Origin of the sequence: Maribellus luteus, assembly GCF_003576475.1 — a bacterium.
GTDB lineage: Bacteria > Bacteroidota > Bacteroidia > Bacteroidales > Prolixibacteraceae > Draconibacterium > Draconibacterium luteum.
Map to the genome: position 1 here is coordinate 168,440 of NZ_QWGR01000001.1, position 11,629 is coordinate 180,068.

Annotated in this window: 8 protein-coding genes; 5 read left to right on the plus strand and 3 right to left on the minus strand. The window is 43.8% G+C overall.

Translation table 11 applies throughout. The annotated features are described in order from the left end of the window. Positions 1 to 44: 44 nt before the first annotated feature. Positions 45 to 1,268: a FecR family protein gene (locus D1614_RS00665; RefSeq protein WP_119435952.1), complete on the minus strand. Its 1,224-nt coding sequence runs from the start codon at positions 1,266 to 1,268 to the stop codon at positions 45 to 47. 69 nt (positions 1,269 to 1,337) lie between these two features. After that, the gene (locus D1614_RS00670) at positions 1,338 to 1,925 is read right to left on the minus strand and encodes an RNA polymerase sigma factor (protein WP_119435953.1); all 588 of its coding nucleotides are present in this window, start codon (positions 1,923 to 1,925) and stop codon (positions 1,338 to 1,340) included. A 480-nt stretch (positions 1,926 to 2,405) separates the two neighbouring features. Here D1614_RS00670 and D1614_RS00675 point away from each other — a divergent pair, with 480 nt between their 5' ends. From D1614_RS00675 to D1614_RS00700, 5 genes are all read left to right on the plus strand, one after another. Continuing rightward, positions 2,406 to 3,563, plus strand: a complete 1,158-nt coding sequence (locus D1614_RS00675; protein ID WP_119435954.1) for a glycoside hydrolase family 172 protein — start codon at positions 2,406 to 2,408, stop codon at positions 3,561 to 3,563. Positions 3,564 to 3,672: 109 nt separating this feature from the next. Next, complete coding sequence (locus D1614_RS00680; RefSeq protein ID WP_119436339.1) at positions 3,673 to 4,830, plus strand: DUF6786 family protein; 1,158 nt, start codon at positions 3,673 to 3,675, stop codon at positions 4,828 to 4,830. A 34-nt stretch (positions 4,831 to 4,864) separates the two neighbouring features. Beyond that, complete coding sequence (gene fucP / locus D1614_RS00685; RefSeq protein WP_119435955.1) at positions 4,865 to 6,295, plus strand: L-fucose:H+ symporter permease; 1,431 nt, start codon at positions 4,865 to 4,867, stop codon at positions 6,293 to 6,295. A 237-nt stretch (positions 6,296 to 6,532) separates the two neighbouring features. After that, complete coding sequence (locus D1614_RS00690) at positions 6,533 to 7,903, plus strand: eCIS core domain-containing protein (RefSeq protein ID WP_206609881.1); 1,371 nt, start codon at positions 6,533 to 6,535, stop codon at positions 7,901 to 7,903. Positions 7,904 to 8,252: 349 nt separating this feature from the next. Then, positions 8,253 to 9,311 (plus strand): ligand-gated ion channel, encoded by a 1,059-nt coding sequence (locus tag D1614_RS00700; protein WP_119435957.1) that lies wholly within the window; start codon positions 8,253 to 8,255, stop codon positions 9,309 to 9,311. Positions 9,312 to 9,323: 12 nt separating this feature from the next. Here D1614_RS00700 and D1614_RS00705 read toward each other — a convergent pair whose 3' ends face one another. Next, complete coding sequence (locus tag D1614_RS00705; protein ID WP_147383952.1) at positions 9,324 to 11,612, minus strand: glycosyl hydrolase family 18 protein; 2,289 nt, start codon at positions 11,610 to 11,612, stop codon at positions 9,324 to 9,326. Positions 11,613 to 11,629: the final 17 nt, after the last annotated feature.

Consider the following 11,629-nt stretch of genomic DNA (forward strand, 5'->3'; position numbering starts at 1 on the left):
GGTGGAGAATGAGGGCCTAATCTCGTTCTCCACCTTTATTATTTTTACTCTTCTTCTTTCGCTTCCGAAACGATTATTTTGTCCGCTTCAACACGATACTCGGTGTTGGTTACCTTGGCAAGAATCGACAACACATTCTCCAGCGACTCTTTTAATTCCAGTTTGCCACTTAAGCGGTAACTGTTTTTAACAAGCTCAGTGTTGTATTCAAACTTTACATTGTAAAACCTTTCCAGCTTGTGGGTTACATAAGTCAGGTCAACGTCCGAGAATTCGTACCAACCTTCCCTCCATGATGTATAGAGCTCCGGTCTGTTTGTTTTTTCCAGTGTAATATCCTTCCCTGCATTGTTGTATACCGCTTTTTGGCCTGGAGTCATGTAGGTTTCTCTGCCAAGCAGCGACTTGTTTTTGATCAGCGAAATCTTGCCCTCCAGCAATACTGTTTCGGTATAATCATCGTTCCGGTAGGCGCTGATATTGAATCTTGTACCATACACCTTCACATCGATGTTGTGGGTAGAGACGATAAACGGTTTATCACTGTTTTTGGCTACCTCAAAGTAGGCTTCTCCTTCCAGGTATACCTGGCGTGTTTTTTCGCTAAACTGAATCGGGAAAGCCAGCTGGCTTCCGGCATTTAGCCATACTTTGGTCCCGTCGGCCAGCAAAAGACTGCTTTCTTCGCCATAAGGGACGATTATTTTGTTGAGCTCTTCTTTGGGTGACGCCTTTTCTGTTTCTGGCTTGGTGGCAACAATGCTGTCGTGGTTGATCTGAATGGCCTGTTTACTTTCCAAAACAGTTAAAGCCGATTTGGCCTCGTTTAATGCAATTTCGTTGCCATTGGAAAGAATTAGGGTAGACTTTAGTACTTCAGGTTTACCGCTTGAGTTATTGCTTTCGAAAAACCATTCAGATTGCCGGCTATAATTCCAGTACCAGCTTCCGGCTACAACAAGCAGCGAAATTACTGCCGCATCAACAGCTCTGAACCGGAAAATTTTGCGGGGGGCTTTGTTCGCCGTATGGTAATTTTTGATGTTGCTCCACGCATGGGCTTTCTTATTCTGATCAAGAGGGACGCTTGGAACCTCAAAAACGTCTATGATTCTTTTGGCCTGAATCATTTTGTCTTTCTCTTCCGGGTGGTTGTCCAGAAAGCGGTTCCACGATATTTTGCCGGGCTTTAGTGCTTCCCGCACAAACTCCTGATCGTGTAATAAATCTTCGATAGAGAAACCGGAGTATTTCCTTTTATTTGACATTTTTTGCCTTCGTTTTATATCAATTAAAAGGCAATGGGATTTGTTTTGTGACAAAAAAGATTTAAAACTTTATCTTTTTTTTGAAAGGCAGATAAAAAGTAACGGAGCTAATTTGGGAGGGAGACTCTTCTTGAGTGATTGAATGGTTCTGGAAACCAATTGTCTGGCGGTATCGTACGAGATCGACATGAGTTCGCAGATTTCGGGATAATCAAAACCACAGGTGAATTTATAATATAAAATCTCTCTTTGTCTTTGATTTAGCTGATGGAGAGCTTCGGTAATCAGTTTGATCTTTTGGGCGGATTCTTCGTCCTGAATCATTTGTTCCTCAATCGAAAAAGATATATCAGGACTTATTTCTTCCTGGAAATCCGGCATTACTCCGTATTTTTTACTCTTTTCCAACGCTCTGATTAGTTTTCTCCTGAATGTTTTGAGAAGATATAACCTGATATTATCGGTTGCCCCTAAGTTTTTCCGGTTGCGAATCAAATCAAAAAAAATGTCCTGAATGGTATCCAATACAATATCTTCATCACCCGTAAATTTTTTCCCGTAATTGAATAAAAAATCCACGTGACGATCATAAATTTCAGAAACGGCGTAATCTTTCCCTTTTTTGAAATTCTCCCACAGATTATAGTCCTCTCCCATAAAAGACACTTCAGAGGGATAAAGATAGAAATAGATTAGAACTGGGGAAGGTAACTTGAAAATGAGCGATTGTTAATTTCACATTTGATAATGAAAGAAATAAATGATCAGGTGACAATTGGTCGTGTCTGTCTTTTTTTGCCGCGCGTTGCGACACAATTAATAGTTTGACCTGGCTAAAATAAAGAGTATAAAAGCAAGCTATTGAATATATTATATCACATTCTTGCGATTTTTTGAATGCTTAAGCTTATATTTGATAGGCATGCAACTTTGATTTTCACAGCATTGCAATACCGTAAATCGGATAAGCTAAACCAACAATGACTAAACAAGTATCCTTTATGGTTATCGGTAGCGAGGTGTATTTTTCCGCTTTTTTTGTCGGGTGGCAGAATCGCTGTGTTACGAAAGTCTGTATTTATTTAGCAAAATTCAGGTGCTGAAAACCAATAAATAAACCAAATAAAATCTAAGTCGATGAAACAAATTTTAGTATTACTTGCCATCATCGTAATTGCAGGTCAGGTAAGTTCGCAAACCTCGTTCGATGGGTTGAATATGAACATGGGAAATATTTACCGTCTTTCTAATGCTGAGACAAGATCAATCAGTCCCGAAAATTTTACCGGGGAGAAAGGCAAGGGAGGCATGGCCTCGCTGGAGGATAAGGGGATCAGAAATAAAGCAAATGCTGCCGAGGTGGCACGCGACCTGGGGCAAGGCTGGAAGGTGAATCCGTTTATCATTATCAAACCGGGAGAGACCTTTACCCTGGCCGAAATCGACGGGTCGGGTTCTATTCAGCATATTTGGATGACGCCCACCGGGAACTGGAAATTCTCCATTATTCGCATGTACTGGGACGACGAGAAAGAACCTTCCGTTGAATGTCCGGTAGGCGATTTTTTTGCCATGGGCTGGAATGTTTATGCGCCGCTTTCGTCGCTGGCCGTTTGTGTGAACCCCGGTAGTGCCTTTAACTGCTACTGGCCAATGCCGTTCCGTAAGAAATGCAAAATAACCATGGAGAACATCAACGATAAGGATGAAATGAGGCTGTATTACCAAATCGACTATACCTTAACGGAAGTGCCTGATGATGCGGCTTACTTTCACGCCCAGTTCCGGCGCAGTAATCCGAACATGACGTCGGTTCATACCTTGCTTGATGGAATAAAAGGACAGGGCCAGTACGTGGGGACCTACATTGCGTGGGGCGTGAACAACAACGGCTGGTGGGGTGAAGGCGAGATCAAGTTTTTCATGGACGGCGACGCTGAATTTCCGACAATCTGCGGAACCGGGACCGAGGATTATTTTTGCGGTTCGTATAATTTCGACCGCGAGGGGCAATACCAGGAATTCTGTACACCGTATGCAGGCCTGCATCAGGTGATCCGGCCCGATGGTACTTACAAATCGCAACAGCGTTTTGGTTTTTACCGCTGGCACATTCTCGACCCGATTCGCTTTAAGAAAGATCTAAAGGTAACAATCCAGGATTTGGGGTGGCGTCACGGACACCGTTATTTACCTCAAAAATCCGATATATCATCAGTAAGCTACTGGTACCAAGCTGAGCCACACGCTGCTTTTCCCAAACTTCCTTCGTGGCAGGAACTGGAAGTAAATTAATGCTTGAATTATGCTACACTTTTTTAAATTCGCAATCATCTGGATTGGACTGGCGGGGCTGATTTCCTGTTCATTCAATTCGAACAGGAAAAACTCAAAAACGGATACAATGGAAAGTTTTGACAGAGGGACTTATGGCTATGATGTAGCTTTTTTTCAGAAAAATAACATCGACTACCTGGAATTGACCGTTAACGGCTCGTCGGGTAAAGTTTTGATTATTCCCAATCTCCAGGGAAGGGTGATGACTTCTACTGCTGAGGGTAGCAAAGGAAAAAGTTTTGGATGGATCAATTACGATGTGTTTCAGTCGGGTGAACGCAGCGCGCAGTTTAACCCCTTTGGTGGCGAGGAACGGCTTTGGCTGGGACCGGAAGGCGGTCCTTTCTCCATTTATTTTAAACCCGGAACTGAGCAGGTTTTTGCCAACTGGGTAGTGCCGAAAGAGTTGGATACCGAGCCTTTCAGAATAGTTGAACAAGGGCTGAGCAAAGCACTCTTTCAAAAAGAATTTTCGATCGAAAATGCCTCCGGAACAGTGATGGATATGGAGATTCAGCGTTCGGTGGAGATACTTTCAAAAGAACATACGGAGCAAGCTCTGGGGATGAGGCTGAATGACGAATTGAGCTTTGTGGCTTTTGAATCGGTGAATAGCTTGTCAAACCAGGGGACGAATGATTGGAACTCCACCGACGGAGTTTTGTCGTTGTGGATGCTTTGTATGTTTAACCCATCGGAGCAGGGAGTGGTGTTTGTTCCCTACAAAACCGGAAGTATTGAGGAGCTGGGAAAAATTGTGACCGATAACTATTTTGGAGAAGTTCCGGCAGATCGTTTGATTGTAAAAGACGGAACCATTTTCTTTAAAGTGGACGGAAAATACCGGAGTAAAATTGGTGTTCCTCCCATGCGTGCGCTGCCGTATTGCGGAAGCTACGATCCGATCAGCAAAGTACTGACCCTGCTTTGGTATTCGAACCCGGAAATACCCGGGAAGTATGTGAATTCTGTTTGGGGCGATCAGGACGACCCATTGAGCGGAGATGTTGTAAATTCGTACAACGATGGGCCAACGGACGACGGTTCGGTAATGGGGCCGTTTTATGAGATCGAAAGTTCATCGCCCGCAGCCATGTTAAAATCGGGAGAGAAGTTGTCGCATACACAACGCATTTTTCATATTACCGGCGACGAAAAATACCTGAGTGAGATCACTGAATCGATGTTTAACCTTACAATTGACGAAATAAAAGAAGCGTTTTAATACCGAATTTCAATCACCTGCTATTGAACTAAACATGGAAAAACACCGCGTGATTCCGAAAGGCATTTTGTGGCCTTTTATTCTGCTTACATCGCTGTTCTTTGCGTGGGCAGTGCCCAATAACCTGACCGATACCATGCTGGCGGCTTTTAAGCGGATCATGAGCCTGAGTGATACCAAAACGGCCTGGATACAGGTAGCATGTTACCTGATTGGCTATGGTTGTTTTGCCATTCCGGGAGCGTTGTTTATCAAACGGTTCAGCTATAAGTCGGGGGTAATGCTTGGACTGGGGCTTTATGCGTCCGGCGCTTTTTTGTTTTATCCGGCCATGCTGATTGCAAATCAAAACATTGGCATCGGATTTTTCATGTTTCTCTTTGCCATTATTGTGTTGTTTGCCGGGCTCTCGGTTTTGGAAACCTCCACAAATTCGTATGTCTATGCCATTGGTCCGGAAGAAACAGCCACACGTCGCCTCAATTTTGCCCAGTCGTTCAATCCTTTCGGAGCCATTACCGGAGTGGTGATCAGCCAGGTGTTTGTGCTTTCGCAACTCAGTACACTCGGCCCGGCCGAACGAACAGCACTTTCGGCTGAAGAACTGGCCAAAATACAAGGGGCGGAGTTAAATGCGGTGACCACTACTTACCTGGCAGTAGGCTTTGTGATGGTGACAATTTTGCTGATGATATTTCTAACCCGAATGCCCCATCTGAAAGAAGACGACAAGCGGCTGGATTTTGCTGGAACATTTCGCAGACTGATAAAGAACCGGAATTATGTGTGGGGAGTGGTAGCCCAGTTTTTTTATGTGGGCGCGCAAATAGCGGTTTGGTCGTTTATCATTCGCTATGTAATGCAACAGCTGAATTTCGACGCCGTTGTGGCCGCTTTGGGAACGGGAGCAACAGCCGACCAAATCATTTATGCATTGCGGAATGTTGAGCCCGTGGCGGCCGGCTTTTACAACCTGGTCGACAAGATCGGTCTGGATCCTTTGTTGCCCCGGACACCTGAGCAGGCAGGTGCTACCTACTACATTATGTCGTTAGTATTGTTTGTTGCGGGCAGGTTTATCTGTACGTGGCTGATGCGCTTTTTTAGACCGCGGGTAATGCTAAGCGCACTTGGTTTGCTGGCTGCCTTGCTTTGTATTATTGCCATTTACGGAAGTGGTTTTGCAGGCGTTTATGCATTAATGGGTGTTTCGGGGTGCATGTCGTTAATGTTTCCGACCATTTACGGGCTGGGAATTACCGGATTGGGCGAGGACACAAAAATTGGCGGAGCCGGCATGGTTATGGCCATTGCCGGAGCGGCAGTGCTTACGCAAATACAGGGAATTGTTTCCGATCAGGCAGGAAGTATAAAACTGGCCTACTGGGTTCCTGCATTTGCATTTCTGGTGGTGGCTTTTTACGGGATCTTGGTTGGTGTAAAGAAAAAGGCCAACTTCACTTAACCCTTCTGAGAAAACAAAGGATTAAAACTTATAGCATGAGAGGTCGTTGAAAATCAGCGGCCTTTTTTTCGTGCAAGCACCTTTTTCAAAAGAAACTTCTGATTCTGCAATGCTGGATGTAAAAAGACACTGTTCTTTTCAATTAAATCCAATCAAACTGGTATAAGTCAGGCAATTGTTGTAAATTAAAGACAGTTTTGTGTTTATCTAAAACAGAAGTAAATAAAGTCAACCATTATGAAATCCCTGCAAGTAAAAACTTCCAGGCGCACGGATGCGTTACATTCGCCGGTTGTGCGCCAATCAAAAGCAACATCTACTTATTCGGATAATCGTCCGGAAGCCGTGACGCAGCGAAAGCTCCACGAGATGACAAGGCATAGCCAGGATCATTCGGCCTCAGTTCAGCTAAAGCAAATGCTGAACCCCAATGCAATTCAACGAATGGATGAAGAAGAGGAACTACTTCAGGGGAAATTCCTTACCGTGCAAAAAAAAGGATTGGAAGAGGAGGAACTGATGCAGGGAAAATTTGAGCATTCTTCCATGGAAAACGATACCGGTTTGCCGGACAATCTAAAATCGGGGATCGAGAATCTGTCCGGATTTAGCATGGATGATGTAAAAGTGCACCGGAATTCTGATGAACCGGCCAAAGTGCAGGCGCACGCATTTGCGCAAGGCACGAATATTCATTTGGCGCCGGGGCAGGAAAAACATTTGCCTCACGAAGCCTGGCATGTGGTTCAGCAAAAACAGGGAAGGGTAAAACCTACCTTTCAGATGAAAGGACAGGTAAATGTCAACGATGACCCGGGGCTTGAAACGGAAGCGGATGTGATGGGGGCAAAAGCGATAAAGGCAATGCAACAAAAGGATGTGGAGACTACATTAACCAGTTCTGCTTTAGCTGCTTCCAGACAACTGAAGGAAAAGGCTTCTTCGCCTTTAGTTCAGAGAAATTCAGATTCGGTGTATCAACTTCAGACAAGAATTTATTATGCTCCACCTAATAACAGGGCAGGAAATTCTGTAATCAACAGAGCAAATCACAAACGGAATCTGCATAATTCTACACAACGGGATTTAGCAGCTTATCATAGCGGCTATATAAATTATGTACAGGCTGCAAATTTGGGGACTGGAATTTGCAATCATCATGTCTCATATGCAGCTATTGCGAATGCGGTTTTAGACGAAATATATACAAACACACCTAATCAAAATTTGGATGAAGCTGTGGCTTGGATAAACAATACATATAATACTAATCTTCAGGGGCAGAGGAATTATCATAATGGGGTATTTGGCTTTACGTTTGGTGGATTTCCTGCGGCAAATATTCCCAACCTCGGTGGATTTGGGGGAGCTCAGTATGATGAGTTTACTGTTGAGCAAGAAATAGATGATATTATTTTTAATTTGGCAAACGATCCGCAAAATCTGTTTTACTGGCCTGCTTCAACCGGCGGAGACCCTGACAGACCAACAGGCATGAATAACAATAACCCATTGCCCAACTACAATGTTACCCGTCAGGTCTTACGGGGAAGGCTCAATCAGTATCGTAATTATTTACGGAATACGCTTGGGCTAAATATACCCTAGTAATTATTCTCGGGAAACAAGGATACATAAATCATTTGTATGAAAAATGTATCCAACTTCTATTCCGCGAAAATGGAACAAACTGATAGCGGTACTTTCAATATATTGTTTTATCTGATTGTTGAAGATCATTCGGCAAAAGCATTTTATCGAAAATTGTCAATTGCGGCAATGAATCAAGAGAACCATCCTTGCAGTAAGTATCATGGAGGAAGGAGACGGGCAGTGTGAAAACTGTGCTAATTGGTGAAATAACAAAAGTAGTTTAACAACTTGTTTTAAAAGCACTTTCTGAATGTATTGAATGGTGTTAATAACTGAATAATGCAAAAACAAAACCCTAAATAATATGAAATTTATCAACCCTTTTCTTTTGGCTGGCTTATTTATTCTGCTGTCAGCCAGTGGCTGGAGCAATGGAGTACTGCAACCTCCTGTAAGTGATAAGCCGCTGGAAATGAGCGTGAGCTTATTCATCAACAAGATTTTTAATATCAACTCGGTTGACGAGACCTATCAAATTGACGGTTACCTGGAGTTTGCCTGGCATGATGAGCGGGTACGGAATTTTGAAGGCAAGGAACTTACCAGTACCCTGATTTTCGAAAACGACGTGGCCGTTGAAGTGATGAACTCTACGATTTGGGTGCCGGCTTTCGAACTGATGAATATCCAGGGAAGTATTGAAATCCCGAACCGGAGTATTGAACTGCATCCAAGCGGGAAAGTGATTTACGACATACGGTTCTTTGGCACTTTCAGCACCGAAATGAATTTCAGAAGTTTTCCGTTTGATACGCAGGTTTTCGAGGTTGTTCTGGAGCCATTTACTTTTGATGTGCGTTACATGGTTTTTAAGAAGCCTCGGATTCTTCCGGAATTGGAGAAGAAACCAAAATTGCTGAGTTCCTGGGTTATTCAGGATATGAGAACCTTGCTGGAAGAAGATGTTTATGATAACCCGGAAGATCCTGAAAACCCAAAACTAACGTATTCAAAAGTGGTCTTTGAAATAAAGGCCGAAAGAATGACAGGGTACTACCTGTGGCAGGTACTTTTTCCTCTGTTTATTATCATAATGGCTTCGTTTGTTATTTTCTGGATTCATGATTTCAGCACCCAGCTTGGTGTCGGATTTACCTTAATGCTTACGGTGGTAGCCTTCAATTTTTATTCGGCTTCCATTTTGCCTCAGTTGCCGTACCAAACGTTTATCGAAACCATCATCATTGTTGGTTACGTCTTTATTTTTCTGGGGATCCTGGCGGTAATTGTCAACAGCCGGCTTTACGGTAAAACCGAAAAATCGGAAAAAAGCCCCTTGTTGCGGATTTTGCGTTTTGTTTTTCCGGTGGCTTTCCTGGTGGCCATCTTTTCCCTGTATTTCCTGTTTCATAAAAGTAAATAAGGAAGCATGGGTCTAAGGCCGGTTCTTGGGAACGCTTTTGCCACTTTTGTACCACGAGTGGATAAGCCAGCCAAGAATGGCGCCAAAAATCAGGGAAATGAACAGCAGTCCAATATTTGAGCCTTCACTGGAAGCTCCTATCAGGTCGATTGTAGGAGACAAATAGAACCAGCAACTTATTGTCAGTATAAAGAAAACAAAGGAAATTACCTGGATTGCTTTTATGGCATTCAGTGCTGATTTACCTCCGATCTTGAATCGTTCCAGGTACAACGAAAGAAAGTAAAACAAGGCAATGATTCCGGCAGCCACGATCCAGCACCACCGAAAGATATGGGCATAAAAATCCCATCTAACAAACATCGAGTTGCAAACGAGAGAGTCTTTTAATTTGTTGCTGAGATGATTGTCGGAAGACTTGGAATACGGCTGCCAGGCATGCCATACAATCAGTGAATCGTGGTAAACAGCAACCGAGTCGGGATTGAATCTGCAATCGCAGGTGGTTGAATCATCGAGGTTCTGGTAATACTCCAAATCAACAGCAACCGCCCATTTAAAGTCTTCTCTGAATATTTTCAGGTACTGGCGCCAGGTAATGTCAGGGAGTGTGTCCTGTATACTGATTTTTTGATGGGTGAGAAGCGTATCGATTTCAACCAGGGCAGCACCCATTGCGTCCCAGAGTTCGGGTCTTCCATCGTCGTAACCAAGGCCTCTAACGGCTACTCCGCCCAGGTTCTGCTCCAAAGTCCACAAGTACTTTTCGTATAAACTTTGGGCATTGTCGTACCATATTTGCAGGTTTCTGTCGGGGCTCTCGCCGATGACGTTCAGGTAGGCTGCCACTTGTTGCCGGTCGAATCCGGGAATGATACTTGTTCCCAACCGGTCGGTATTCAGGTACTTCTCAACCACCGTTTGGTAAGTCAAATTCTGAATGTTTGTATTTCTGAGTTTTCCCTCAAAGTCTGCAACATTCCATCCAATTCCCAGGTACGATAAGGTAACAATAAGTTTGGAGGAAGGAAGCCCGCTGTTTTGGTAGCTATTGATGGTGCTTTCAATCGATCGGTCGCCGTATTTTTTACTGGGAAAAAGCGGACTCAGCGCTCTTGAGATGCCAATTCTTCCATTGAGCATTCTGTCGGTGAGAACATAGTAATAATCGACATAGGGATTCAAGGCGTTGAAGTTGTAGGCGCTAACCTTGTCAAGGCTGGCTTGGTCGGTTATGGAAGGAATCGAAAGCGAGACAACAAAAGAGTCGTTGTTTTGCCTGAGGTGTGTGGTAAGTTGGCTCATGAAAGCAGTAAAATGCTCGCTGTCGCTGATTGAAACATCCTCCAGGTAGAGGTTGATTCCCCGCAAATCGTAGCGTTTGATGAGGGTGTCCAGTTCCGTGGTGAGCCTTTTCCATGCCTGTTCATTTCGCAGAAAACGACTGATTTCGCCCGGAAGTTTGCTGTAAACAGTCAGGTGAACGTCGCAGTTCGATGCGTGGGCATATTCAATTACTCCCTGTGGTTTTTCAAAATTTTCGAGGTAGTCGGGCCGGGCGCATTCTCCCGTTGCCGAAAGTTCATACCCGTATAAATTCAAAACCGACAAATACTGGTAGGAATAACGCTGAAATTCCTGTTCCATCCAGGCATTGTGCCAACCGATGGTCTTTATCTTTTTGTGCAGTTTTAGCTCATACTCTTTGTAAAAAGTGGTATCGTTGCTAACTGTTGTATCGGTGTATATCTGATTTTCCGGACTGTTTTGCCAGTTTTTTATTGGCACCAGGAGCTTTGCAATTTTGTCGTCAAATTCCTGTTCTTCAGCGGTTGATTGTTCGTCGTTTGCCTGAATAACAGCAGAAAGAACGGTTTTGAGCGAGTCGCGGGCTTCTTTTGAAGCCTGTTCATTTAAATCGGCTTTTTTAAAAATTGCCTGAATATCATTTTCGTTGAGTTTTCCTTGCCGGTCCAGGCTGTCGAGCTGGACGATAATCTGCTTAACCGTTGTACTGTCTATTTTCAATTCGCCCTTGTCGATCAGGTCGAGCATGTAATTGTACACACGCTCTTTTTCGTTGCGGTTTCTGTTGTCTCTGAATTTGAAAGGCCTTAACACTTTTTGCAGAAGACCTTGGGTCGTATCCTGGAAGCTAATCGTATCCTGCAACTGGATTGTTGACGGAGGAATGGTTTGCTGGGCGTGAGAGATTTTTCCAAGCGTCAGCAACAAAAGCATCAGGAAAAGAATGCCAAAGTTTCGCTTCAATGTAGGAGTATGTGCTACTATTTTGTTCACGTTTTTTCTGTTCAGTA

What these genes read in the sequence shown, in the direction of transcription:
- D1614_RS00665 (WP_119435952.1), bottom strand. Translation starts at nt 1,268, where the DNA reads ATGTCAAATAAAAGGAAATACTCCGGTTTCTCTATCGAAGATTTATTA.
- D1614_RS00670 (WP_119435953.1), bottom strand. Translation starts at nt 1,925, where the DNA reads ATGGGAGAGGACTATAATCTGTGGGAGAATTTCAAAAAAGGGAAAGAT.
- D1614_RS00675 (WP_119435954.1), top strand. Translation starts at nt 2,406, where the DNA reads ATGAAACAAATTTTAGTATTACTTGCCATCATCGTAATTGCAGGTCAG.
- D1614_RS00680 (WP_119436339.1), top strand. Translation starts at nt 3,673, where the DNA reads ATGGAAAGTTTTGACAGAGGGACTTATGGCTATGATGTAGCTTTTTTT.
- fucP (WP_119435955.1), top strand. Translation starts at nt 4,865, where the DNA reads ATGGAAAAACACCGCGTGATTCCGAAAGGCATTTTGTGGCCTTTTATT.
- D1614_RS00690 (WP_206609881.1), top strand. Translation starts at nt 6,533, where the DNA reads ATGAAATCCCTGCAAGTAAAAACTTCCAGGCGCACGGATGCGTTACAT.
- D1614_RS00700 (WP_119435957.1), top strand. Translation starts at nt 8,253, where the DNA reads ATGAAATTTATCAACCCTTTTCTTTTGGCTGGCTTATTTATTCTGCTG.